We start from the raw sequence: 23,099 nt of genomic DNA, 5'->3' as shown, positions 1-23,099 counted from the left end.
GGCGCAACGATAGCGACAATATCCCTTCATTGATAATGGTTATCAGCGATCAATTAACCGTTATTGATCGCTGATAACGATCAATAACCCTTTCCTCACACGGCAACCGGTCACTGCGCGTTGTGCTGTCACTTCCACAACGGCCTTTCGTTTCTCACTCCTCACACACAACAGAAAATAGTCGCACCCCTTAACCACGGAGTTAAACAGATGGGCGACTATCATCACGGCGTCGAGGTCATCGAGATTAACGATGGCACGCGCACCATTTCCACCGTCTCGACGGCCATCATCGGCATGGTCTGCACGGCCAGCGATGCTGACGACTCAACATTCCCGCTTAATGAGCCGGTGTTGATTACCAGCGTGCAAAACGCCATCGTTAAAGCCGGTAAACTTGGCACCCTGTCAAAATCCCTGCAGGCCATTGCCGACCAGTGCAAGCCGGTCGTTGTGGTTGTGCGTGTTGCCGAAGGTATCGACGACCCGGAAGACCCGGAGGCGGCGCAGAAAGAGACCATTTCCAACATCATCGGCACCACCGACGAAAACGGCAAATACACCGGGCTTAAGGCGCTGCTGGCTGCAAAAACCGTCACCGGCGTTAAGCCGCGCATTCTCGCCGTGCCGGGGCTGGATTCTCAGGAAGTGGCGACCGCGCTCGCGGCGACCTGTCAGAGCCTGCGCGCGTTTGGCTATATCAGCGCGTGGGGCTGCAAGACCATTTCTGAAGCCATTGCCTACCGCGAGAATTTCAGCCAGCGCGAACTGATGGTCATTCACCCTGATTTTCTGGCATGGGACACCACGGCGAACGATACCGATATTGCATGGGCGACCGCCCGCGCGCTCGGCCTGCGCGCTAAAATCGACCAGGAGACCGGCTGGCACAAAACGCTGTCTAACGTCGGCGTGAATGGCGTCACCGGCGTCAGCGCCTCGGTCTCGTGGGATTTGCAGGAGAAAGCCACCGACGCAAACCTGCTTAATCAGGCTGGTGTCACCACGCTTATTCGTAACGACGGGTTTAAATTCTGGGGCAACCGTACCTGCTCAGATGACCCGCTTTTCCTGTTTGAAAACTACACTCGCACGGCGCAGGTGCTTGCCGACACGATGGCGGAGGCGCATGCGTGGGCGATTGATAAACCCGTCACCGCGACGCTTATCCGCGACATCGTCGCCGGTATGAATGCGAAATTCCGCGAGCTGAAAAACAACGGTTATATCGTTGACGGCTCCTGCTGGTACGACCCGGAGTCAAACAGCGTGGAAACGCTCAAGGCGGGGAAACTGTATATCGATTACGACTACACCCCCGTCCCGCCGCTGGAAAACCTGACCCTGCGCCAGCGCATCACCGATACCTATCTGGCGAACCTGTCAGACTCGGTCAACAGCTAAGGAGCTCAGAGCATGGCGTTACCACGCAAACTGAAATATCTGAACATGTTTAACGACGGTCTCAGCTACATGGGCGTCGTTGAATCCGTCACCCTGCCAAAGCTGACCCGTAAGCTTGAGAAATACCGTGGCGGCGGGATGCCGGGCTCGGTGTCGATTGACCTCGGCCTCGATGATGACGCGCTGTCGCTTGAGTGGACGCTCGGCGGTCTGCCTGATATCGAGCTGTGGGCGCAGTACGCGTCACCGGGCGCGGATAGCGTGCCGCTGCGTTTTACCGGCTCATACCAGCGCGATGACACCGGCGCAATTTCTGCCGTTGAGGTGGTCATGCGTGGCCGTCACAAAGAGTATGACGGCGGCGAAAACAAACAGGGCGAAAGCGGTACGACCAAAATCTCGACCGAGTGTACTTACTACCAGCTCACGATTGACGGCAAAGAGGTCATCGAGATTGACGTCATCAACATGGTGATGAAAGTCGACGGCGTCGACCGTCTGGCGGAACACCGTAAGGCCATCGGCCTGTAACCCCTTAACCGGTCAGTCAGGCTGGCCGCTCAGTTAACTTTGACGAGACCAACATCATGGAAAACATCAACGAAACCGAAAACTCAAACATTGTGATCCTCGATAACCCCATCATGCGCGGTGAGCAGAAAATCGAGCAGGTGACCGTCACAAAACCCAACGCGGGAACCCTGCGCGGTGTGAGTCTGGCCTCGCTGGCAAACTCTGACGTCGATGCGCTGATTAAGGTGCTGCCGCGCATGACGTACCCGGCGCTCACCGAGCATGAGGTCATGCGTCTGGAAGCGTCAGACCTGATTTTGTTCGCCGGTAAGGTGGTCGGTTTTTTGTCGCCATCTTCGGCTCGCTGACGTTCCCCGATAACCTTTCGGTCGATGACCTGATGGCGGATATCGCGGTGATTTTTCACTGGCCGCCATCAGAGCTTTATTCCCTGAGCGTGACCGAGCTCATCACATGGCGCGATAAGGCGCTGCAGCGAAGCGGAAACCACCATGAGCAATAACGTCAGACTTGAGGTGCTGCTTAACGCAGTAGACCGGGCAAGCCGACCGCTCAAAGCTATCCAGAACGCCAGTAAATCCCTTGCTGGCGATATCCGCACTTCTCAAAACAGCCTGCGCGATCTGAATGCGCAGGCGTCCCGAATTGACGGATTCAGGAAAGCGAGCGCACAGCTTGCCGTGACCGGTAAGTCGCTTAACAAAGCGAAACAGGAGGCCGCAGCGCTGGCCGTCCAGTTTAAAAACACCGAAAACCCCACTAACGCGCAGGCGCGCGCGATGGAGGCGGCAAAGAAATCCGCCGCTGACCTGCAGCTCAAATATAACGGGCTGAGGCAGTCGGTACAGCGCCAGCGCACCGAGCTCGCGCAGGCTGGCATAAACACCCGCACGCTGTCGGCGGATGAGCGCCGTCTGAAATCCAGCATCAGCGAAACAACCGCGCAGCTTAACCGGCAACGTGATGCACTGGCGCGCGTCAGTCAGCAACAGGCCAGACTCAGCGCGGTAAAAAGCCGCTATGAATCCGGGCAACAGCTCGCCGCCGGTGCGCGTAATGCCGGGATGGTGGGCGTCGGGGTGGCGACCGCCGGGCTTTATGGTGCGTCACGCTTTATTGCGCCGGGTATCGGTTTTGATAAGCAGATGTCAGGCACGCAGGCGATCCTCGGGCTTGATAAGGGCGACGATAAGCTCGCGGCCATTCGTCAACAGGCGCGTGATATCGGTGCGACAACCGCCTTTTCGCCGGGGGATGTAGCGCGCACGCAGACCACGCTCGCACGCTCGGGCTATAACGCCGATGACGTGCTGGCTGCGACCGGTTCGACCGTAAACCTGAGCCTCGCGGCCGACGTGGATATCGCAGAAGCCGCCGACATTATCACTAACATGCAGTCGGCATTTAACCTGCCGACCACCGAGATTGAGCGTGTCGCGGATGTGATGACGAAAGGCTTTACGTCATCAAACACCGGCCTCGTCGAGCTGGGCGAGGCGATGAAATATGTTGCGCCAATTGCCGAGGCTGCAGGGGCGAGCATCGAAGACACGACCGCCATGCTCGGCATTCTGGCTGATAACGGGATTAAAGGCTCGATGGCCGGTACGGGCGCGAGTGCCATTTTCAACCGTCTGCAGGCTCCTATGGGTAAGGCCGTTGAGGCCATTTCAGAATTAGGCGTGAAAACCCGAGACTCAAAAGGGAACATGCTGCCGGTCGAGAAAATCCTCAAAGATATTCACAAGTCCTTTGCGAAAAACAAACTCGGTACGGCGGAGCAGGGCGAATACCTGAAAGTCATCTTTGGTGAAGAGGCCATGAAGGGGGCGATTAAACTCGTCGCCGCTGCCGGTGATGGCTCGCTCGACAATAAGCGCCAGCAAATCCGGGATTCTCAAGGCACGACCGAGCACATTGCGAAAATCCAGACGGACAACCTCGACGGCGATCTGAAAAACCTGCAGTCGGCATGGGAAGACCTGCAGATTGAGGTTTTCGAAAAAGAAGATTCAGCACTGCGCCGCCTGACGGTTTCCGCGACCAACTGGCTCGGCAAGGTGGCTGCATGGGCTAAAGCGAATCCAGAACTGACGCAAACCCTGTTTAACCTTGTCGCCGGTGGGCTGGCACTGGTTGGGGTGCTCGGCGGGATTGGTCTGATTGCATGGCCTGTCATTGCAGGGATAAACGCGATTATCGCTGCTGCTGGCATGCTGAGCGTCGTTTTCACTACTGCCGGAAGTGCCATTGTCGCGGCATTAGGGGCAATCAGTCTGCCGGTGGTCGCTGTGGTCGCTGCCGTGGTGGCCGGTGCGCTGCTCATCCGTAAATACTGGGAGCCCATCAGCACATTCTTCTCGGGCGTGGTGGAGGGGCTTAAAGCGGCCTTTGCGCCGGTGGCTGAAATCTTCTCGCCGCTCGCGCCGGTGTTTGATTCCATCATTGAAAAACTGCGCGGGGTCTGGCAGTGGTTCACTAAGCTGATAGCGCCGGTTAAGGCAACGCAGGAGACGCTCGACAGCTGCAAAAATGCGGGGGTGTTGTTCGGTAAGGCACTGGCCGACGCGCTGATGTTACCGCTCAATAGTTTTAACAAACTGCGCGGCGGCGTTAACTGGTTACTGGAGAAGCTCGGGGTAATCAATAAAGAGTCGAGCGACCTTGACCAGAAAGCCGCAAAAGCCAATGCCGCAACGGGATCGGGTAAAGAGTCCGCTATCAGACCAACGCCGTTATTTGGCGATTCTCAGTGGTATCACCCTGTGCCGGTTCCTGCCGGGAAGACCTACGTAGACCAGAGCAAGCCAGAATATAACATCACCCTACATGGTGGCATCGCACCGGGTACAGACCTTGACCGGCAGCTCCGCGAAGCTGTCGAAAGACTCGACCAGCAAAACCGTGCGCGTCAGCGCTCAAGTATGCGTCACGATGGATGAGGGCTAAAGCATGTTAATGGTTTTAGGTTTATTTGTGTTTGAACGACGTACGCTGCAGCATCAGTCAATGCAGTATTCGAAAGAGTACCGCTGGGCGTCAAATGACCGCACCGGCAAACCCCCGGCCTATCAGTTTCTCGGGGAGGGGGAAACCTCGCGCACGCTGTCGGGCGTGCTGTACCCGGAAATCACCGGCGGCCGTCTGTCACTGACCGCCATCGAGCTGATGGCCGACGAAGGTAGGGCGTGGCCGCTGATTGACGGAACGGGCATGATCCACGGCATGTATGTCATCGATAAGGTGAGCCATACGCACAGCGAATTATTCAGCGACGGCGCGGCCAGAAAAATCGAGTTTAGCCTCTCGCTGAAACGGGTCGATGAGTCGCTCGCGGCAATTTACGGCGACCTGAAAACGCAGGCTGACAATCTGGTCACGTCTGCCGGTAACTGGCTGGGAGGGCTGGCGGGATGATTACGGGTATGAATATTCAGGCTGGTGCAAAGATTGCCCCGGCATTTATGCTCAAGCAGGATAACGAAGATATTACGCAGGATTTTAGCGACAGGCTAATCAGCCTGACCATGACAGACAATCGCGGATTCGAGGCCGACCAGCTCGATATCGAGCTCGATGACGCCGACGGGCAAATTGCACTGCCCCCGCGTGGCGCAACGTTAACGCTGTGGCTTGGCTGGCAGGATAGCGCCCTGATAAAAAAAGGCACCTTTACGGTCGATGAAATCGAGCACCGGGGCGCGCCTGATATGCTGACCATCCGGGGGCGCAGCGCTGATTTTCGCGGGTCGCTGAACTCCCGCAGGGAACAGTCATGGCACGGCACCACGCTCGGCGTCATTGTTGAGACCATCGCGGCGCGCAATAAACTGGAGGCCAGCGTGGCCGACACGCTGAAAGCGATCCCAGTACCTCACATTGACCAGACTCAGGAATCCGACGCGGTGTTTCTTTCCCGTTTGGCTGACCTTAACGGTGCGGCGGTGTCGGTAAAAGCGGGAAAACTGCTGCTCCTGAAAGCCGGGAGCGGCATGACGGCCAGTGGCAGGACCATTCCGCTGATGACCTTAGAGCGCGGCGACGGCGACCGGCACCAGTTTGCGATTGCTGACCGCGAAGCCTATACCGGCGTTACGGCTAAATGGCTGCACACCAAAGACCCGAAGCCGCAAAAGCAAAAGGTCAAGCTTAAGCGTAAGCCCAAAGAGCAGCACTTACGCGCGCTGCAGCACCCAAAGGCCACCAAAGCCACGGCAAAGCCCAAAGCTAAAAAGGAGCAGGAAGCGCGCGAGGGCGAGTACATGGTCGGTGAGTCTGACAACGTACTGGAGCTCACGACCATCTACGCGACAAAGGCGCAGGCCATGCGCGCTGCTCAGGCAAAGTGGGACAAGTTACAGCGAGGGGTTGCGGAGTTTTCAATCTCGCTGGCGTTTGGCCGTGCTGATTTATTTCCTGAAACGCCTGTGGCGGTTAGAGGCTTTAAGCGCGTTATAGACGAGCAGGCTTGGATAATCAGTCGGGTGGTGCATAACCTTAACGGGAACGGCTACACGACGGGCTTAGAGCTTGAGGTTAAGGTTTCGGATGTGGAGTATGAAAGCGAGGAGTTAAATCAATAATTATGATTTAAGTGTTTGTTATGCAAGGATTTAATGGTTAAAATTAGCGCATCGGAAATTAAAAGAGGTGCTCGCCATGTTTCACTGTCCAAAATGCCACTTTGCTGCACACGCTCGCACTAGCCGCTATTTCTCTGACACGACCAAAGAGCGTTATCATCAGTGCACAAATATCAACTGCAGTAGCACATTTGTCACTTCTGAAACGGTCGAACGCTTTATCGTTTCCCCAGGTGAGGTAGTGCCTGCACCTCCGCATCCGACAACGTCAGGCCAGCAACAGATTCACTGGCAGTGACCAAAAGATAGCCCCGCAACTGCGGGGCTTTTTCATAATCTAATTGAGGCGCTGAACTTAACTCTATGACTTTACAAAGTATGCCAAAGAGGCATTGCAATCATACGACAAGTCAAGTTTGCGGCAATTTAATTGAAAGAAAATTGTTTTTATAATCATAACGTTAAAAAGAAATTATTCATTTCAAGTCAGTTCGGGTCAACTATTAATTGATTAATCCTCTACCCTTAAAAAAAGATTCAATTTCATCAAATTCCTCTTGGGGCATATCTGCAATCTTTTCAGAACATGCGTCTGCAAAAGTAGCCTTTTTGGATTTCTGCATTTGATCAAATGGATTCTGAACGTTTCCTCCTCGAGGAGAGTATTTAACTATATCGTCCTCGATTGCTACGACTACGCGCTCTTGATTGTTAGGAGTTTTGTAAACTCCACCAACAGTAATTTCGCTTTCATTGATAGACATGTTAATCAATCCTTTTTAAATCGGGGAATTTCGAGTTATACATTAACTCCCATCAAGAAAAAATGAAACAATACAATCTGATAAGATTGCTCTTGAGATTAATGTTGGGGTCGACAACACATTTTTAGTAAATGATAGTTAGTAATCGCCCTCTCGCTGGTATAGCAACTCTCTGATTTTTACACATTTCACTGAGATTTATGTGCATTGACCATTCCTCTTTTTTCATCACAACATAAAGACAAAAACCCCGCAAATGCGGGGCTTCAATGTCAATGTGGTCAATGTGTGGACATTGAATGAAATAAATCCTTTTATTTCATTGCGTTAAAGCGTTTCAAAAAGCTCCTGAGGGAGCCTTTCATTTCAGAACACTTTTTTATACGGGCGAACCGCGACTTTCTCGTACACGCCGGCTGCGACGTACGGGTCTGCTTCTGCCCAGGCCTGCGCGGCTTCCAGAGATTCAAACTCGGCAATCACCGTGGAGCCGGTAAAACCCGCCGCGCCCGGATCGTTGCTGTCAACGGCAGGCATCGGGCCTGCGGTCAGCAACCGACCTTCATCCTGTAGCAGCTGTAAACGCGCCAGATGGGCAGGGCGAACGGAAAGACGTTTTTCCAGAGAATCAGGTACATCTTCAGCGTAAATCACATAAAGCACGGCAAAGCTCCTTAACCGGTAAAAGTGACATTTACGTTATGTGAAAGCACAAATGACTGCAATGTAAAGATAATAACAATGTTAAAACCCTGATCTGGATGCCCCTTTTTTGCCCTCTTATACGCTTAAATTGCGCCAGGACAAAGTGTCTTATTGAATATGATTGCTATTTGCATTTAAAATCGAGGTTCGGTTTTTTAACGTTGATGATTATGACTTCGATGACCCTTGATTTACCTCGCCGCTTTCCATGGCCGACGCTGCTTTCCGTCGTTATTCACGGTGCTGTCGTGGCGGGTCTGCTCTATACCTCGGTTCATCAGGTTATTGAAATGCCAGCGCCAGCGCAGCCAATTTCTGTGACCATGGTATCGCCCGCGGATCTTGAACCGCCGCAGGTTGCGCCGCCGCCGCCACAGCCCGTTGTTGAACCCGAGCCGGAACCCGAGCCGATTCCTGAACCGCCAAAAGAAGCGCCGGTGGTGATCCATAAGCCAGAGCCGAAACCTAAGCCGAAGCCAAAACCCAAGCCGGTCAAAAAGGTGGAAGAGCGTCCGAAACGCGAAGTGCGTCCGGTTGAGCCACGCACCACGCAGCTGGTTGAAAATGCCGCCCCGTCACGTCCGCTGATGAGTAACACCACGACCGCGACAAAACCGACGGTAACGGCGCCAGCGGGCCCGCGCGCGCTGAGCCGTAACCAGCCGCAGTATCCGGCACGTGCTCAGGCGTTACGTATTGAAGGGCGTGTACGGGTGAAATTCGACGTTACGGCTGATGGACGTGTGGATAACGTGGAAATCCTGTCCGCACAGCCGGCGAATATGTTTGAACGCGAAGTTAAATCGGCCATGCGCAGGTGGCGTTATGAAGCCGGTAAACCCGGCAATGGGTTGATTGTAAATATTGTCTTCCGCCTGAACGGCGGGGCACAGATGGAATAAAAGAAGCCTCCGCAAGGAGGCTTTTTTTTTACCTGAGGATCAGCTCCGTGGGAGCTGGCGGGGCTTACCGTCGCTATCCACTGCCACGTAGATGAACAGGGCCTCCGTCGCCTTATAGCGCTGACCAATCGGTTCAGAAGAGACTTTTTTCACCCATACTTCAATGTTAATGGAGATAGACGTATTGCCGCGTTTTACGCAGCGTGCGTAACAGCACACCACGTCCCCCACCGCGACAGGGCGCAGGAAGGTCATGCCATCGACCCGGACGGTTACCACGCGCCCGTGTGCAATCTCTTTTGCCAGGATTGCACCGCCCATATCCATCTGCGACATTAACCAGCCGCCAAAAATATCGCCATTGGCATTCGTATCCGCAGGCATTGCCAGTGTGCGTAAAACCAGTTCGCCCTGTGGGGCGTCATTTGTTGTCATTGTTTTTAAACTCGTAACTGAAGACTTCAGGCGGGATGCTACTATGATTTCTGGCTGGAGAGAATAGGGTTAGCGCCCGCAGCGCGGGCGCCTGAAGGTCAGAAGGACATGGTTACGCCAGCGTAATAGGCGCGGCCCGGTTCGTTATAGGTAGATGCACCGTCATTTTCACGGTAAATCTGCTTGTCAAAGAGGTTGCTGATGCCGGCATTCAGGCGCAGGTTTTTGGTCAGCTGATAGTTACTGCCGATACCCACGATGGAATACGCGCCGATCTCTCTGTTGGACATCGCATTTTCCTCTTTGCGGATTTCAGCGTTTTCTCTGGGCTTCTGGCGGCCGTACATCGTCCAGCTTACGTTGGCTGAAAGCTTGCTGTTAACCTCCCAGTCCAGCATGGTGTTGACGGTATATTTGGGGATAATCGACAGCGGATTACCGGTGTCTTTACTTTCAGACTGAATCATATACGTCGCATTAGTACGCCAGGTTAGCGTGTCGCGAATAACAGGGACGGTGAGGTTGCCTTCCAGCCCTTCAACAACGGCCTTACCACCGTTCTCCCATTGCAGGATATTTGCGCCGCTGCTTGTCTGCCCCAGCACGTCCGTTCCTGAAACGATCTTGTTTTGGTAATCATTGCGGAACCAGGTAATTCCAGCCTCGTAGCCTTCCAGGGCAAAGGCCAGGCCGATCTCTTTGTTCACGCTGATTTCCGGATCCAGATCCGGGTTACCTAACAGATAACAGCTTCCTTCGGAAACGTTATTCGGGCAGCCATTACCGCGGGTGGAAAGCAGATAGCCTTCGCTGGATTGATACAGGTTTGGCGCTTTAAATACCCGAGCGATACCCGCTTTAACCTTGAACATGTCACTCAAATCCTGAGAGAGGTTCAGGCTCGGACTCCAGTTGCTGCCAAATTGATTGTGATAATCAAAGCGGAGCCCTGGGATCAGGTTGGTGCCCTGACGCGCTTCAATATTGTCCTCAAGATAGATGCCGGTGAGGTCAGCGCTGTTTTTGCTGTTGCGCTCAGAAGCCGTGCCGGGAACGCCGTTAATCACTTCTCCCGACACATTTGTCGACTGCATTGAGGCCGGATCGTTCAGTTCATCACGGTTCCATTCTGCACCCACGGTTAGCGTCTGTTCTACCAGCCAGAAGAAAGGAATGTTCAGTTCACCCGTTGAACGGTATGACTCCAGCCGGCTGGTATCGTATTTATCGCTATTGATCATCCCTTCAACTTTGCCCGTAGAGCCTTCTTCCAGTCGGGTGTTGTTGGTCTTTTCATAATAAACCCCGAACTTTGACTGACCCCAGTCCCAGATGCCGTTGTGCGTAATGCCATAAGACTGGCGGTACATTCGGTTGGTTTCGTGTCCATACAGGGACGACACCAGACCGTCAGGGCTGACGTTGCTGTTGCTGTATTGAGTATCACCCGCGTAGATATTGCCCTGGCGGCTGTAGCTGTAGTCGAAATCGATAATCTGCTGTGGCGTGAGTTTCCAGGAGAGCAGGGCATTAATGTCCTTGTTACGTACGCCCTCTCGCCCGGCGGCGTAAGAGCCGTTTTGCGCGGTGTTGATGTCCTGAGCATCTGCGTCGGTTTTGTTGATGTTCCCGTACAGGCGCATCGTTAACGCATCGCCCGCGAGGGGGCCGCTCAGATCAAAATTAGCGCGTTTCGTCGCCCCCTCTTTATCATTTTCAGGCTGGTTAGTGTACAGGGAGAGGGAGCCGTGCCAGTCGTTGGACGGGCGTTTGGTAATGATGTTGACGACGCCGCCGGCAGCCCCCGAACCATAGCGGGCGGCAGCTGGTCCCCGGAGCACTTCAATACGCTCAACCATCTCTGGCGGAACCCAGTTGGTGTCCCCGCGGGTGTCGCGCTCCCCGCGCCAGCTGTAGCGCACCGAGTTACGTGACGTCACCGGCACACCGTCAATCAGAATCAGCGTGTTCTCTGGCCCCATACCGCGGATGTCGATCTGACGGTTGTTACCACGACTGCCTGTCGCGCTGTTTCCGGTGAGGTTAACCCCGGGCATTTTGCGAATAATTTCCGAAAGATCGTTAACCGGTGGATCCTTTTCTATGTCCTTTGCCGTGATGATGGAAACCCCCGGCTGTTGCTTTAGGGCCTCTTCAGCGGTTGCCTGAACGACCATTGTTTCACCATCGGCGAGAGGATCTTCCGCTGCGTGCGCGCTCTGGTATAGCGTTGAAAGAATGGCGAGTGTAAGTGTAGCCGGGGCAAATCTTATTATGTTATTCATCAACTCATTTCCATTTGTTAAAAATGCGATGAAGAATATTAATGATAGTGATTCTCATTACAATAAAGCGACAGCAATCTCCATAAAATCTTCATGATTCAGACATTTTCGCAGGAAGGTTGTGGAGAAAAGGGAAGGCGGGAAAAGAGGCCAGACCGCGTGACGATCTGGCCAGAAGGATCAGTGCTTGTCATCCTGCGGCATGTGGCGATAAATATAAACGCCGCTGAGCAGGGTGAAGATAAGGGTCAGCGCCGTCAGGCCAAACACCTTGAAGTTGACCCAGATATTCTGCGGCAGCCAGAATGCGATATAGATATTCGCCAGACCACACAGAATAAAAAATAGCGCCCAGGCGATATTCAGACGCCCCCACACAGCCTGCGGCAGCGTCAGTTCTTTCCCCAGCATGCGCTGGATCAGCGGCTTCTTCATCACCCACTGGCTGATGAGCAGCGCGCCCGCAAACAGGCCGTAAATCACTGTGACCTTCCATTTGATAAATTCATCATTGTGGAAGAACAACGTCAGACCACCAAACACCGCCACCATCAGGAAAGTGATGAGCGCCATCTTTTCAACTTTGCGATAGCGAACCCAGCTGTAAATCAGCACCACAGCCGTTGCCACAATCAACGCCAGCGTGCCGGCATAGATGTCGTACAACTTATAAAAAGCGAAAAATACGATCAGCGGTAAAAAATCAAGAAACTGCTTCATTCTGCGATCCCGGTTACTGACGAATTAACATGTACAGGCGGAACAAATAGACCAGCAGTACAGCTGAAATCAGATTGCTCAGCGTATTGGCGACAACCGCGCCGACGTTTGGCGTTAATACCGCAAAATTCGGCGCAAACAGCAACAGTAGAGTCTTGGCCAGCAACCAGCTGATAACGGCCGGGGCGACCAGACGCATATTCGCCCACGCGAGCCTTATACTGCTGCGCATGGCGGTGAAAATACCCATTTTGTCCTGCACAACCATTACTGGCGCAAATGAAAGCACGATAGCCAGCAGCACGCCCGGAACGACAACCAACATTATCCCCATCTGGACCAGCAGCGTAGTCAGGAAGATGAGGATAAACAGTTTCGGCAGCACCGGAGCACTGGCCCCGATGGCACGTAACGCGCTGACGCGTTGGCCGGCAGACACCAGCTGGATCATCAGCAACACGCCACCCGCCAGAATGGCGTTGCCGATTAGCCCCGAGAAGGTAGATGCCGCAGATGCACGCAGCAAGATTTGCTGTTGCTCTGGCGTCATATTCTGCACAAGGTCAAATAACCCTGCGCTGCCTGCAAGATGATCCCCCTGGCTCAGCGAGGCAATCTGTTCATCACTGGGTGAGAACGCATGACCCAGCACCACCGTAATAAAGGCGCACAACAACGCGATCAGTAAAAAAGTAACGAACTGATTGCGGAAAAAATTTCCCGTGTCACGGTAGACAGACTTCGCCGTGATAGACATGCACTCTCCTTGAGTATTGCAGGTGTTAATTAGCCGGCAATTGTACACCGGATAACACGCTGGTGGCAGCATCAAGGCTTGTATGGAAAAGCATATCTTTGTAAAGCGGCGGTAATCCATAGCGGGCGCGGGCGCGATTGCATGCCTCATTGACCTGTCCATCCTCTCCCGACATCGCGAAAGTGCGGCACGGGCTGGGGCGATCCGCGTAAATGGAACAGCGGGTGGATACCCCAGGTTCACCTTGCAGTGCCACACAGCGGCTCTGTTTTTGGTTGGTGCCGCGCATGCAACGCAGGAAAGGGGGCAAGGGTTCAGTGAGATCAACCGGAACGGTGCCGCCGCCATCGCTGGCTTCAGCCCAGTAGAAAGAGACTCGAAAATACGCACAACAGGCTCCGCACGTCATGCACGGGTTATGATCACTCATGGCACACCTGCAAAAGTAGAACGCATCAAATCAGATTGTGAGAGCGATAAATTATCCAGCCGCTACAGGAAGCGCAAGAGAGGAAAAACAGAAAATTTTTTAACTGTGAAATGCCAAAAATTGACGCGGTAACAACTTATTGCTTTATGAGGCGTCACCAAAAATTAACCTAGATCAATGAATGTTAACTTACTGGTTTTAATGTGATCTGTGTTAGATCACTTATTACTCATTTGTGAGTATATTCTCCTCCGCAATTAAAACCACAACGATGGAGCGGATATGAAAAAATTAGCGGTGGCAGCCCTTATCTTAAGCAGTCTCTCTGGCGGCGCGTACGCGCATGAAGCAGGTGAATTCTTTATTCGTGCCGGTTCGGCAACGGTGCGTCCAACGGAAGGTTCCGACAATGTACTGGGTATGGGCGGGTTTAGCGTCAGCAATAACACCCAGTTAGGCCTGACATTCACGTATATGGCTACGGATAACATTGGCGTTGAGCTTCTGGCCGCCACGCCATTCCGTCACCGCGTCGGTTTAGGGCCGACCGGGGACATTGCTACGGTGCACCATTTACCACCAACCCTGATGGCGCAGTGGTACTTCGGCGATTCCAGTAGCAAGTTACGCCCTTATATTGGTGCAGGCGTTAACTACACCACCTTCTTTGATGAGAAATTTAACGATACCGGTAAAGAGGCTGGGCTATCCGATCTCAGCCTGAAAGACTCGTGGGGCATGGCGGGGCAGGTTGGTCTGGATTATCTGATTAACCGTGACTGGCTGATCAACGCCTCGGTCTGGTATATGGACATTGATACAGACGTGCGCTTTAAAGCTGGCGGTGAGCAGCAGAGTATCAGTACCCGTCTGGATCCGTGGGTATTTATGTTCTCAGCAGGTTATCGTTTCTGACAGAAGATATATCCCCGGTCAGCCGGGGATTGCTGTATGGTGGTTGTTCCACATACCTGGCTGGAGGGGATATCCCCAACATCAAATTTGAGTGTCCCGTTTGTGCAGGTAAACAGTTTCAGTTCACGACGTTCAGCCCAGCACATAGCCTACCTCACGGTGCTATCTGTTCCGTTTGCGGAACACGTCTCACCACTCATTCATGCCTGCCGAAACTCAGACGACGACGGTGGCCAAAGCCAGTAAACTAGATAAGGCCTCTGAGAGGCCTTTTTCGATCGTGAAATCACTTCTGAATTAAATAACGAATCGTTGGTCCGTCCTGCTGGATATCCAGCACGGTATAGCCGTGATTTTTGGCATCAAGCGGAATGTTATTGATCGACTGGGGGCAATCGCTCACCACTTCCAGAATTTCACCTTTCTTAAGCTGCGGTAACGCCTCAAGCGTGGCAACGGCCGGGTAAGGGCAGGGTTCACCCACCATATCGAGACGATAATCAGGCACGATCTCTTTCATGCGGCATTCTCCTGAGTTTCAGTTTTGAGGGGGGCACGCCGGAAGAAGCGCTTTTCTTGCGCAATAACCAGTAAGAAGGCGATAAGCAGCAGGGCGTAGGTCACCATGAGCCCCCCGACTGGACCAAAGGTATTCAGCAAATTGACCTTGTCCCAGTTGGTTGCCAGTACTGGAGAGACGTCATCCCAGTAGTACGCCAGGAGGGTTGAGCCAATCACGTTACCCAGACCAACCCACCAGTAATGCACCTGGCCTTCCACGGCGCGATACATCCAGCCAGTTTCACACCCGCCCGCCAGCACGATGCCAAAACCAAACAGCAGCCCGCCAATGACCGCATTAGGACCGGCCCACATGATTTTCGGCTCAACGCCGAGCTGAACATAGCTAAAGATCCCGATCGCGCTCACGGCCATCCCGGCAATAATGGCTTTCGCCATCATGGTACGTCCGGTGATCCACATATCGCGAAACGCGGAGGTAAAGCAGATCTGCGCGCGTTCAATCAGCAGACCAAAGCCGACGCCGAACAGCATGGCCAGACCGAGTTTGGGCTGATTCATCGCCGTGCAAATCGCCCAGGCAACCATAGCAAAAAAGACCAGCATACCGAGGCGGAAGCGACGACGCGCCTGATCGGGTTTTTGCGTTAACGGAGATGCAGCGCTAACTTTCGTCATTTTCACCGGAATGCGGAACAGTGGCAGCAGGGTGAACTTTGCACCGAAATATGAGCCTATGGCGGTGGCGACGGCAAAGAACCAGGCATGCAGCGAGAACTGCGGAATACCGGTAAAGAACGCGGCCAGATTACAGCCCATCGCCAGGCGGGCGCCAAACCCGGCAATGATACCGCCGACCACGGCCTGCATAATGCGGATGCGGTTTTTCGGCATGCGCAACTTAACGTTGTTGGCCCACAGCGCGGCCGCAAAACATCCGCCAAACATGCCAATGATCATCATCCCGTCGATGCGGGTCAGCGGTGAGCCATCAAGATGGATCAGTTTGAAGTAACCCCACTCTTCGGCATGAACGCCTGCCAGCTGTAATAGCTGCCCACCCCAGCGGGTAAACTCGCCCGTAACAGCCCAGAAGGTGCCGGTAATGCCGAAATAATAGGTAGAGAGAATGCCTGCCGCGATAACGGCCGGAACAGGTGACCAGAACTTAACCATGTAAGTCTGTTTGAAGGAATGCCAGGACATGAATAACCTCTGAACTCAGAAGGGTAACGCTAAAAAGAGCCCAGATCATACGCTTACGCGAACGTTTGAAAAGTCATTCACACCGAAAATATCGACAGGATCAATTTTGACCTGCTTCTTTCAGGAAGAGAGAAGGGAAAACCGCCTGACGCCGGGGCCAGACGGTGTTAACGGTTACGCCTTGTGTGTGGCCGCTTTCATGGATGTGACGAATGCGTGTAACTCAGCCAGCATCTGCTCTGGCTTATCCACATTCTTCTCGATGATTTTCACGATAGCCGAACCGGAAATGGCCCCGGCGGCTTTCGCGTCAATCGCCGCAGTAACCTGATCCGGAGAGGAAATCCCAAAGCCCTGAAGCGGCGGCGCAGCATGGTATTCTGCCAGCTTCTCCACCAGATGATGCAGCGGAAGCGCGGCTTTGTTTTCCGCACCGGTGACGCCCGCACGGGAGAGCAGGTAGGTGTAACCCCGTCCGTAAGAGGCAATCTGGCGCAACAGATCGTCATCGGCATTCGGTGGACAGATGAAAATCGGCGCGACGTTGTGGCGCATCGCCGCCTGACGGAACGGCGCAGACTCTTCAACGGGCACGTCAGCCACCAGCACGGAGTCAACGCCCACGCGGGCGCACTCTGCGTAAAACGCATCAATACCGCGGCTGAACACCAGGTTGGCGTACATCAGCAGGCCGATCGGAATGGTCGGGTGCTTCTGGCGGATCGCCGCCAGCATTTCGAAGCACTGGCCCGGCGTCACGCCCGCAGCAAACGCGCGAAGCGTCGCGTTCTGGATGGTCGGGCCATCCGCCAGCGGATCGGAGAACGGAATCCCCAATTCCAGCGCGTCGGCACCGGCGTCAATCAGGGTATCGATAATCTTCAGCGACAGCTCCGGACCGGGGTCGCCCAGCGTCACGAAGGGAACGAAAGCGCCTTCCTGGCGGGCTTTCAGTTGTGCAAATGCGTTGTCGTAGCGTTCCATCAGATTTCCCCTCGTGCTTTCAGAATATCGTGAACGGTGAAAATATCTTTGTCACCGCGACCGGAAAGGTTTACCACCAGCAGTTGCTCTTTTTCCGGGTTTTCCTTCATCATTTTCAGCGCGTGTGCCAGCGCGTGGGAAGACTCCAGCGCCGGGATGATCCCTTCATTGCGGCACAGGGTTTTGAAGGCCTCCAGCGCTTCGTCATCAGTGATGGAGACATAATCTGCGCGGCCGGTGCTGTTGAGGAACGCGTGCTGCGGCCCTACGGACGGGAAATCCAGCCCGGCTGAAATTGAGTAAGACTCCTCAATCTGCCCTTCATCGGTCTGCATCATCGGGGCCTTCATGCCGAAATAGATCCCCACGCGGCCATGCTTCAGCGGCGCACCGTGCTCACCCGTTTCAATGCCGTGGCCGGCAGGCTCAACGCCAATCAGCCCAACGCTGGTTTCGTCGATAAAATCGGCAAACATGCCGATGGCGTTAGATCCGCCGCCAACGCAGGCGATTACCGCATCCGGCAGGCGACCCTCTTTTTCGAGGATCTGCGCTTTAGTCTCTTCACCGATCATGCGCTGGAATTCACGCACGATGGTCGGGAACGGGTGCGGGCCTGCCGCGGTACCGAGCATGTAGTGGGCGGTTTCGTAGCTGCCAGACCAGTCGCGCAGCGCTTCATTACAGGCATCTTTCAGCGTGGCAGAACCGCTGTGTACAGGGATCACTTCCGCCCCCATCAGACGCATACGGAACACGTTAGGCGACTGGCGTTCAACGTCTTTCGCCCCCATATAGATGCGGCACTTCAGGCCGAGCAGGGCGCTGGCGAGGGCAGAGGCCACGCCGTGCTGGCCTGCGCCGGTTTCGGCGATAATTTCGGTTTTACCCATACGTTTGGCGAGCAGAGCCTGGCCAAGCACCTGATTAGTTTTATGCGCGCCGCCGTGCAGCAGATCTTCACGTTTAAGGTAGAGCGTGGTTCTGGTGCCTTCGGTCAGGTTGCGGCATTTGGTCAGTGCCGTCGGACGACCGGCGTAGTTTTTCAGCAGGTCAGTAAACTCCGCCTGAAACGCCGGATCTTTCTGCGCGCTCACGAACGCTTCTTCCAGCTGGCGCAGCGCGGGCATCAGGATTTGTGGGACGTACATCCCACCAAACTCACCAAAATACGGGTTAAGTAATGTCGTCATCTTCTCTTCCTTAATATGCACGTAGAGTTTTAAATACCGATGCCAGCTTGCTGGCGTCTTTTATGCCCGGTTGGGACTCTACGCCTGAATTGAAATCGAGGCCGGCGCAGCCGGTTTTGGCTGCTTCCACACAGTTATCGGGGCTTAATCCCCCCGCCAGCAGGACATTGTCCAGCACTTCGCCACGCAGCAGTGACCAGTCGAAACGCTGCCCCGTGCCGCCCTGGCCGTTGTCGAGCACGTATTTATCAACATGCGTAAGGTTACGCGCGGGCAGTATGGCGCCAACGCTTTGCGCTTTCCAGATCTGAACCTGAGGTGCCAGAACATGTCGCAGAGCATCGATGTATGTCTGATCTTCATCGCCATGTAGCTGAACCGCGCTCAGGGATAACGCGTCCGCTTTCGCCGCAACGTCGTTAATATCCGCATTGCGGAACACGCCCACGTAGCTCAGTGGCGCAGCCGCAATCACCTTGCGCGCCTGTTCTTCATTAACGGCGCGAGGAGAGGACTCAACAAAGATCAGACCACCATAGATTGCGCCCGCCTCATACGCGGCCTGCGCATCCTGTTCACGGGTCAGGCCGCAAACTTTGTTCTCACCCAGCAGCACGCGGCGCACGGCCGCATTAAGATCGTCGTGTTCCATCATCGCGGAACCGATCAGGAAACCGTTGGCAAAGTGGCTGAGTTCGCGCACCTGAGCGTAGCTGTTGATTCCGGATTCGCTGATCACCGTGACGCCCGCACCCAGACGCGGCGCAAGCTGGCGCGTACGGTTGAGGTCAATCGACAGGTCGCGCAGGTCGCGGTTGTTAATGCCGACCACTTTGGCTTCCAGCGCGATGGCGCGCTCCAGCTCCTCTTCGTTGCTCACTTCGGTAAGCACGCCCATATTCAGGCTGTGCGCGACGGCGGAGAGCTGGCGGTACTGTTCGTCATCCAGCACGGAGAGCATCAGCAGGCAGGCATCGGCCTGGTAAAAGCGCGCCAGCCAGATCTGATACGGGTCGATAATAAAGTCTTTGCACAGAATCGGCTGCGGCGCGATGCCGCTGACTACGGGCAGAAAATCGAAGCTGCCCTGGAAATATTTCTCATCCGTCAGCACAGAAATGGCAGACGCATGATGCTTGTAGATACCGGCAATACGCGCCGGGTCGAAATCGTCACGGATCACGCCTTTGGACGGAGACGCTTTTTTACACTCCAGAATAAACGCGGTACGCGCGCCCTGGAGGGCATCATAGAAACGACGGCTGCTCGGAACGACGTCATTCTGAAAACTGGCGAGCGGCTGCTGTTGCTTACGGGCTTCCACCCAGATGGCCTTATCGGCGACGATTTTCGCTAAAACGGTCTGCATTATTTACCCTCTTGCCGCAAGTGCGGTAACGCGATCGTAAGCTGCACCGGAGCGCAGTACGTCCAGAACTTTTTGGGCGTTGGCTTTCAGATCTTCCTCGCCATGTAAACGCATCAGCATGGCTACGTTGGCCGCCACGGCGGCCTCATGGGCGGCCTCACCTTTACCTTGTAATAAGCGCGTGAGAATGTCACGGTTTTCTTCCGGCGTGCCGCCCGCCAGGGCGTCCTGATGGTACGGGGTCAACCCGAAGTCAGCGGCCTCAAGCTGATAGTTCAGCACTTCGCCGTTATTCAGTTCGGCCACCAGCGTGGGCGCATGCAGGGAAACTTCATCCATCCCGCCGCTGTGTACCACGGCGGCGCGTTGGTAACCGAGGACGCGCAGCGTCTCCGCAATCGGCAGGACCAGCTCCGGACTGTAAACGCCAATCAGCGCCAGCGGCGGGTGCGCCGGGTTAATGAGTGGACCGAGCACATTAAACAGCGTCCGGGTTTTAAGCTGCTGGCGAACGGGCATAGCGTGGCGGAAACCGGTGTGATACTTCGGCGCAAACAGGAAACAGACGCCCAGGTCATCCAGCGCTTCACGGGAACGCTCGGCGTTCATGTCCAGATTGATACCGAAAGCCGCCAGCAGGTCGGACGATCCGGAACGGCTGGACACGCTGCGGTTGCCGTGCTTCGCCACTTTCAGTCCGCATGCCGCCGCCACAAAGGCGCTGGCGGTCGAAATATTGATGCTGTTGCTGCCGTCGCCACCGGTCCCAACGATATCGGCAAACGGATAGTCCGGGCGCGGGAACGGGGCGGCATTTTCCAGCAGCGCGGTTGCCGCACCGGCGATCTCCTGCGGGCTTTCGCCGCGCACTTTCATGCTCACCAGCGCAGCGGCCAGCTGCTCAGGCTTCAGCTCGCCGCGCACGACGGCGGAGAAAAGCTGGTGGCTCTCCTGCTGGCTCAGGGTCTGGGCCTGATACAGTTTTTCCAAAATCGGTTGCAGGGTGTTGGTCTGCTCCAGCTTTTGCAGCGCCCAGTTGAGCGTTTGCTCCAGCAGGCGCGCGCCGTTAGACGTCAGGATAGATTCCGGGTGGAACTGCATCCCGCAGACGCGATCCGCATCGTGACGCACCGCCATCACCATCCCTTCAAACGAGGCGTTAATCGTCAGCCCGGCCGGAATATTGCTGCCGACCAGCGAGTGGTAACGCGCTACCGGAAGCGGGTTCGGCAGACCGGCAAACATCGCCTGACCGTCATGTTCAATGCTTGACGCTTTACCATGCAGGATCTCCCCCGCCTGACCCACGTAACCACCGTAGGCTTCGACAATCGCCTGGTGGCCGAGGCAGATGCCGATAATCGGCAGCTTGCCGCGCATACGGGTCAACAGCTCAGGCATACAGCCCGCTTCGCTCGGTGCGCCTGGCCCCGGGGAGAGCATCAGCACCGGGTTTTGCATGGTCGCCAGACGGTCAATCAGCGTCTGGGCCGGAACGTGGTTGCGATAGATAACGACGTTGTGTCCATTCGCACGCAGCTGATCTGCCAGGTTGTAGGTAAAGGAGTCGATATTATCGAGCAGCAGAATGTCAGCCATCAGAAAATCTCCTGTGCATGGTGTGCGGTAGCAATGGCGCGCAGTACCGCGCGCGCTTTACTGCGGGTTTCGTCGGCTTCCGACTGCGGAACAGAATCCAGCACAATCCCGGCCCCGGCCTGGACGGTAGCAATGCCGTCCTCAACGTAGGCGGAGCGGATCACGATGCAGGTATCGAGGTCACCGTGAGCGGTGAAATAGCCCACCGCGCCACCATAGCTGCCGCGACGGCGGCCTTCAGCTTCGGCAATCAGCTGCATGGCGCGGACTTTCGGCGCGCCGCTCAACGTGCCCATGTTCATGCAGGCGCGGTAGGCGTGCAGGACGTCGAGGTCGTGGCGCAGCTCACCCACCACGCGGGATACCAGGTGCATGACGAAGGAGTAGCGGTCGACTTTGGTCAGGTCTGCCACATATCGGCTGCCCGGCGTACAAATACGCGCCAGGTCGTTACGCGCCAGGTCAACCAGCATCAGGTGTTCGGAGAGCTCTTTGTGGTCGGTACGCATTTCCAGTTCGATGCGGCTGTCGAGATCGCGGTCCAGGGAGCCATCGGCACGACGGCCGCGTGGACGGGTTCCCGCTATCGGGTAGATCTCAATCTGGCGGCTGGTGGCGTCGTACTTTAGGGAGCTTTCCGGTGACGCGCCGAACAGAGTGAAATCATTGTCCTGCATAAAGAACATGTACGGGCTTGGGTTGCTCTTTTTCAGCACATCGTAAGCCGCCAGCGGCGACGGGCAGGGCAGTGAAAAGCGACGGGACGGCACCACCTGGAAAATCTCCCCGGCACGAATCGCTTTTTGCATCTGACGCACCACCGCGCCGTACTGATCGTCGGTCTGACTCACCTCGCAGGTCATCTTTTCAACACGCTGCACCGGGAGCGCGGGCGGTGCTTCTGACATCTGCTGTTGCAGTTGGCCGATGCGCTGCGCGAGGCGATTTTTCTCAGACACAGATGGCGTGAACAGGCTTGCCTGAATGCGGGTGTATTTTTTCTGATGGTCGATCACCAGCAGGGTTTCGGCCAGGTAGAAGCAGTAGTCCGGGCAGCGGTTACCCTGCTCGGTTTCCGGTAAATCTTCAAAGCCAGCAACCAGGTCGTAAGCAAACAGCCCGCCAAAGAACATTGCTTCGCGCTCATCTTCCGGCACAATGACCAGATTTTGCAGCAGACGGAAGGCGTCGAAAACGGAGAGTGAGCAGAGGCGGGCATCTTCATCCAGCAACTGGCTTACCGGCGGGAAATGCAGAATTCGCAGGTCCGGATGACCCTCATTTTCAATGCCTGAAGGCAGAGCCGCATCCAGCAGCGGCAGCAGCGACGCGCCATTCTCGGATAACGCCTTAATAGTGACAGTGTCACCCGATGCGGTGATGCGCAGCGCGCTGTCAACCAGCAGCAGGCTTTTGAGATCGTCCTTGCTGTCGATATCAGCAGATTCCAGCAGCAGCGTCGCAGGACGTGCACCGCACACCTGATGAAAGAGCGCGGTAGGGTTATGGCGATAGGCCGCTTCGCAGGTCAGCAGTTCGAGGTGGGGTTTGGCTGTTTGCATGTTGTTATTCTCATATTCTGTTCAAAAAAAAGCCCGCTTGGGAGCGGGCCGGGTATCTGTTTGCTTTTCGCAGACGCGTGACACTGCCCGAAGATCAGGAAGTACGCCACCAACCGTGCAGAGCGAAATGTGCTGTCATTTTCAGATACCTTTCTCGTGTGAACTTGCGTACTAGTTAACTAGTTCGATGGCGTGTTGTCAACCCCTGATTTCAGTATTTCGCGGTAAGT

26 protein-coding genes and 1 other annotated feature are annotated in these 23,099 nt (G+C 55.1%); of the genes, 11 read left to right on the top strand and 15 right to left on the bottom strand.

Features of this window, described 5'->3' with window-relative positions:
• Positions 1-210: 210 nt before the first annotated feature.
• From BFV65_RS11480 to BFV65_RS22455, 8 genes are all read left to right on the top strand, one after another.
• The gene (locus BFV65_RS11480; protein ID WP_069596651.1) at positions 211-1,404 is read left to right on the top strand and encodes a phage tail sheath protein; all 1,194 of its coding nucleotides are present in this window, start codon (positions 211-213) and stop codon (positions 1,402-1,404) included.
• Positions 1,405-1,416: 12 nt separating this feature from the next.
• Positions 1,417-1,935 carry a phage major tail tube protein gene (locus BFV65_RS11475; RefSeq protein ID WP_006175773.1) on the top strand — a complete coding sequence of 173 codons (519 nt, stop codon included), beginning with the start codon at positions 1,417-1,419 and terminating at the stop codon, positions 1,933-1,935.
• Positions 1,936-1,991: 56 nt separating this feature from the next.
• Positions 1,992-2,285 (top strand): phage tail assembly protein, encoded by a 294-nt coding sequence (locus tag BFV65_RS11470; protein ID WP_032658725.1) that lies wholly within the window; start codon positions 1,992-1,994, stop codon positions 2,283-2,285.
• 32 nt (positions 2,286-2,317) lie between these two features.
• A complete protein-coding gene (locus tag BFV65_RS11465; RefSeq protein ID WP_006175769.1) occupies positions 2,318-2,440 on the top strand; it encodes a GpE family phage tail protein in 123 nt (40 codons plus the stop codon).
• On the top strand, positions 2,430-4,880 hold the full coding sequence (locus tag BFV65_RS11460) for a phage tail tape measure protein (protein WP_069596650.1): 2,451 nt from the start codon (positions 2,430-2,432) through the stop codon (positions 4,878-4,880). Before BFV65_RS11465 ends, BFV65_RS11460 begins: the two co-directional genes overlap by 11 nt.
• Positions 4,881-4,890: 10 nt before the next feature.
• Positions 4,891-5,355, top strand: a complete 465-nt coding sequence (locus BFV65_RS11455; protein WP_069596649.1) for a phage tail protein — start codon at positions 4,891-4,893, stop codon at positions 5,353-5,355.
• The gene (locus BFV65_RS11450; RefSeq protein ID WP_069596648.1) at positions 5,352-6,521 is read left to right on the top strand and encodes a phage late control D family protein; all 1,170 of its coding nucleotides are present in this window, start codon (positions 5,352-5,354) and stop codon (positions 6,519-6,521) included. Before BFV65_RS11455 ends, BFV65_RS11450 begins: the two co-directional genes overlap by 4 nt.
• A 76-nt stretch (positions 6,522-6,597) precedes the next feature.
• Positions 6,598-6,819, top strand: coding sequence for a DNA-binding transcriptional regulator (locus BFV65_RS22455; RefSeq protein WP_071892846.1), 222 nt, complete (start codon positions 6,598-6,600; stop codon positions 6,817-6,819).
• Between the two features lie 205 nt (positions 6,820-7,024).
• Here BFV65_RS22455 and BFV65_RS11445 read toward each other — a convergent pair whose 3' ends face one another.
• Both BFV65_RS11445 and BFV65_RS11440 read right to left on the bottom strand, forming a co-directional pair.
• A complete protein-coding gene (locus BFV65_RS11445) occupies positions 7,025-7,285 on the bottom strand; it encodes a hypothetical protein (RefSeq protein WP_069596647.1) in 261 nt (86 codons plus the stop codon).
• A 366-nt stretch (positions 7,286-7,651) separates the two neighbouring features.
• Positions 7,652-7,948 (bottom strand): YciI family protein, encoded by a 297-nt coding sequence (locus tag BFV65_RS11440; RefSeq protein ID WP_032624111.1) that lies wholly within the window; start codon positions 7,946-7,948, stop codon positions 7,652-7,654.
• Positions 7,949-8,169: 221 nt separating this feature from the next.
• Between BFV65_RS11440 and tonB the strand changes: the two genes are divergently transcribed.
• Positions 8,170-8,892 (top strand): TonB system transport protein TonB, encoded by a 723-nt coding sequence (tonB, locus tag BFV65_RS11435; RefSeq protein WP_069596646.1) that lies wholly within the window; start codon positions 8,170-8,172, stop codon positions 8,890-8,892.
• 39 nt (positions 8,893-8,931) lie between these two features.
• On the opposite strand, the gene yciA is transcribed toward tonB, so the two are convergent.
• From yciA to BFV65_RS11410, 5 genes are all read right to left on the bottom strand, one after another.
• Positions 8,932-9,327: an acyl-CoA thioester hydrolase YciA gene (gene yciA, locus BFV65_RS11430; RefSeq protein WP_022648341.1), complete on the bottom strand. Its 396-nt coding sequence runs from the start codon at positions 9,325-9,327 to the stop codon at positions 8,932-8,934.
• A 98-nt stretch (positions 9,328-9,425) separates the two neighbouring features.
• Complete coding sequence (locus tag BFV65_RS11425; protein ID WP_069596645.1) at positions 9,426-11,612, bottom strand: TonB-dependent siderophore receptor; 2,187 nt, start codon at positions 11,610-11,612, stop codon at positions 9,426-9,428.
• Positions 11,613-11,792: 180 nt separating this feature from the next.
• The gene (locus BFV65_RS11420; protein ID WP_003856762.1) at positions 11,793-12,332 is read right to left on the bottom strand and encodes a septation protein A; all 540 of its coding nucleotides are present in this window, start codon (positions 12,330-12,332) and stop codon (positions 11,793-11,795) included.
• 13 nt (positions 12,333-12,345) lie between these two features.
• Positions 12,346-13,089, bottom strand: a complete 744-nt coding sequence (locus BFV65_RS11415) for a YciC family protein (protein ID WP_023300270.1) — start codon at positions 13,087-13,089, stop codon at positions 12,346-12,348.
• Between the two features lie 25 nt (positions 13,090-13,114).
• Positions 13,115-13,519: a YkgJ family cysteine cluster protein gene (locus tag BFV65_RS11410; protein WP_069596644.1), complete on the bottom strand. Its 405-nt coding sequence runs from the start codon at positions 13,517-13,519 to the stop codon at positions 13,115-13,117.
• A gap of 282 nt (positions 13,520-13,801) precedes the next feature.
• Between BFV65_RS11410 and ompW the strand changes: the two genes are divergently transcribed.
• Together ompW and ymcF are read left to right on the top strand one after the other, a co-directional pair.
• Entirely contained in the window at positions 13,802-14,434 is a 633-nt protein-coding gene (gene ompW, locus BFV65_RS11405; RefSeq protein ID WP_063150506.1) for an outer membrane protein OmpW, read from the top strand.
• Positions 14,398-14,685, top strand: coding sequence for a cold shock small protein YmcF (gene ymcF / locus BFV65_RS23610; RefSeq protein WP_463726436.1), 288 nt, complete (start codon positions 14,398-14,400; stop codon positions 14,683-14,685). The genes ompW and ymcF overlap by 37 nt, the downstream gene beginning before the upstream one ends.
• Positions 14,686-14,720: 35 nt before the next feature.
• On the opposite strand, the gene yedF is transcribed toward ymcF, so the two are convergent.
• The 8 genes from yedF to trpL form a co-directional block, all read right to left on the bottom strand.
• Positions 14,721-14,954, bottom strand: coding sequence for a sulfurtransferase-like selenium metabolism protein YedF (gene yedF / locus BFV65_RS11400; protein ID WP_003856774.1), 234 nt, complete (start codon positions 14,952-14,954; stop codon positions 14,721-14,723).
• Positions 14,951-16,162, bottom strand: a complete 1,212-nt coding sequence (gene yedE / locus BFV65_RS11395; protein ID WP_069596643.1) for a selenium metabolism membrane protein YedE/FdhT — start codon at positions 16,160-16,162, stop codon at positions 14,951-14,953. The genes yedF and yedE overlap by 4 nt, the downstream gene beginning before the upstream one ends.
• A 174-nt stretch (positions 16,163-16,336) precedes the next feature.
• Entirely contained in the window at positions 16,337-17,146 is an 810-nt protein-coding gene (trpA, locus tag BFV65_RS11390) for a tryptophan synthase subunit alpha (RefSeq protein ID WP_022648335.1), read from the bottom strand.
• Positions 17,146-18,339, bottom strand: a complete 1,194-nt coding sequence (gene trpB, locus BFV65_RS11385; RefSeq protein WP_022648334.1) for a tryptophan synthase subunit beta — start codon at positions 18,337-18,339, stop codon at positions 17,146-17,148. Before trpB ends, trpA begins: the two co-directional genes overlap by 1 nt.
• A 10-nt stretch (positions 18,340-18,349) precedes the next feature.
• Complete coding sequence (gene trpCF / locus BFV65_RS11380; RefSeq protein WP_032624116.1) at positions 18,350-19,708, bottom strand: bifunctional indole-3-glycerol-phosphate synthase TrpC/phosphoribosylanthranilate isomerase TrpF; 1,359 nt, start codon at positions 19,706-19,708, stop codon at positions 18,350-18,352.
• 3 nt (positions 19,709-19,711) lie between these two features.
• Complete coding sequence (trpD, locus tag BFV65_RS11375; RefSeq protein WP_022648332.1) at positions 19,712-21,307, bottom strand: bifunctional anthranilate synthase glutamate amidotransferase component TrpG/anthranilate phosphoribosyltransferase TrpD; 1,596 nt, start codon at positions 21,305-21,307, stop codon at positions 19,712-19,714.
• The gene (locus BFV65_RS11370) at positions 21,307-22,869 is read right to left on the bottom strand and encodes an anthranilate synthase component 1 (protein ID WP_063849110.1); all 1,563 of its coding nucleotides are present in this window, start codon (positions 22,867-22,869) and stop codon (positions 21,307-21,309) included. The genes trpD and BFV65_RS11370 overlap by 1 nt, the downstream gene beginning before the upstream one ends.
• Before the next feature lie 23 nt (positions 22,870-22,892).
• Positions 22,893-22,987: a sequence feature (Trp leader region), on the bottom strand.
• Entirely contained in the window at positions 22,964-23,008 is a 45-nt protein-coding gene (gene trpL / locus BFV65_RS23130; protein WP_071524153.1) for a trp operon leader peptide, read from the bottom strand. (Overlaps the previous feature by 24 nt.)
• Between the last annotated feature and the right edge of the window lie 91 nt (positions 23,009-23,099).

This window comes from Enterobacter hormaechei subsp. hoffmannii (assembly GCF_001729745.1).
In the GTDB taxonomy this organism is placed as follows: Bacteria; Pseudomonadota; Gammaproteobacteria; order Enterobacterales; family Enterobacteriaceae; genus Enterobacter; species Enterobacter intestinihominis.
Note: the sequence above shows the minus strand (reverse complement) of the source record. Positions and strands in the feature narration are given on the sequence as shown.

Bases quoted from the DNA above. Each gene is read 5' to 3' on its own strand.
- BFV65_RS11480 (WP_069596651.1), top strand. From the start codon at position 211: ATGGGCGACTATCATCACGGCGTCGAGGTCATCGAGATTAACGATGGC.
- BFV65_RS11475 (WP_006175773.1), top strand. From the start codon at position 1,417: ATGGCGTTACCACGCAAACTGAAATATCTGAACATGTTTAACGACGGT.
- BFV65_RS11470 (WP_032658725.1), top strand. From the start codon at position 1,992: ATGGAAAACATCAACGAAACCGAAAACTCAAACATTGTGATCCTCGAT.
- BFV65_RS11465 (WP_006175769.1), top strand. From the start codon at position 2,318: ATGGCGGATATCGCGGTGATTTTTCACTGGCCGCCATCAGAGCTTTAT.
- BFV65_RS11460 (WP_069596650.1), top strand. From the start codon at position 2,430: ATGAGCAATAACGTCAGACTTGAGGTGCTGCTTAACGCAGTAGACCGG.
- BFV65_RS11455 (WP_069596649.1), top strand. From the start codon at position 4,891: ATGTTAATGGTTTTAGGTTTATTTGTGTTTGAACGACGTACGCTGCAG.
- BFV65_RS11450 (WP_069596648.1), top strand. From the start codon at position 5,352: ATGATTACGGGTATGAATATTCAGGCTGGTGCAAAGATTGCCCCGGCA.
- BFV65_RS22455 (WP_071892846.1), top strand. From the start codon at position 6,598: ATGTTTCACTGTCCAAAATGCCACTTTGCTGCACACGCTCGCACTAGC.
- BFV65_RS11445 (WP_069596647.1), bottom strand. From the start codon at position 7,285: ATGTCTATCAATGAAAGCGAAATTACTGTTGGTGGAGTTTACAAAACT.
- tonB (WP_069596646.1), top strand. From the start codon at position 8,170: ATGACCCTTGATTTACCTCGCCGCTTTCCATGGCCGACGCTGCTTTCC.
- yciA (WP_022648341.1), bottom strand. From the start codon at position 9,327: ATGACAACAAATGACGCCCCACAGGGCGAACTGGTTTTACGCACACTG.
- BFV65_RS11425 (WP_069596645.1), bottom strand. From the start codon at position 11,612: ATGAATAACATAATAAGATTTGCCCCGGCTACACTTACACTCGCCATT.
- BFV65_RS11420 (WP_003856762.1), bottom strand. From the start codon at position 12,332: ATGAAGCAGTTTCTTGATTTTTTACCGCTGATCGTATTTTTCGCTTTT.
- BFV65_RS11415 (WP_023300270.1), bottom strand. From the start codon at position 13,089: ATGTCTATCACGGCGAAGTCTGTCTACCGTGACACGGGAAATTTTTTC.
- BFV65_RS11410 (WP_069596644.1), bottom strand. From the start codon at position 13,519: ATGAGTGATCATAACCCGTGCATGACGTGCGGAGCCTGTTGTGCGTAT.
- ompW (WP_063150506.1), top strand. From the start codon at position 13,802: ATGAAAAAATTAGCGGTGGCAGCCCTTATCTTAAGCAGTCTCTCTGGC.
- yedF (WP_003856774.1), bottom strand. From the start codon at position 14,954: ATGAAAGAGATCGTGCCTGATTATCGTCTCGATATGGTGGGTGAACCC.
- yedE (WP_069596643.1), bottom strand. From the start codon at position 16,162: ATGTCCTGGCATTCCTTCAAACAGACTTACATGGTTAAGTTCTGGTCA.
- trpA (WP_022648335.1), bottom strand. From the start codon at position 17,146: ATGGAACGCTACGACAACGCATTTGCACAACTGAAAGCCCGCCAGGAA.
- trpB (WP_022648334.1), bottom strand. From the start codon at position 18,339: ATGACGACATTACTTAACCCGTATTTTGGTGAGTTTGGTGGGATGTAC.
- trpCF (WP_032624116.1), bottom strand. From the start codon at position 19,708: ATGCAGACCGTTTTAGCGAAAATCGTCGCCGATAAGGCCATCTGGGTG.
- trpD (WP_022648332.1), bottom strand. From the start codon at position 21,307: ATGGCTGACATTCTGCTGCTCGATAATATCGACTCCTTTACCTACAAC.
- BFV65_RS11370 (WP_063849110.1), bottom strand. From the start codon at position 22,869: ATGCAAACAGCCAAACCCCACCTCGAACTGCTGACCTGCGAAGCGGCC.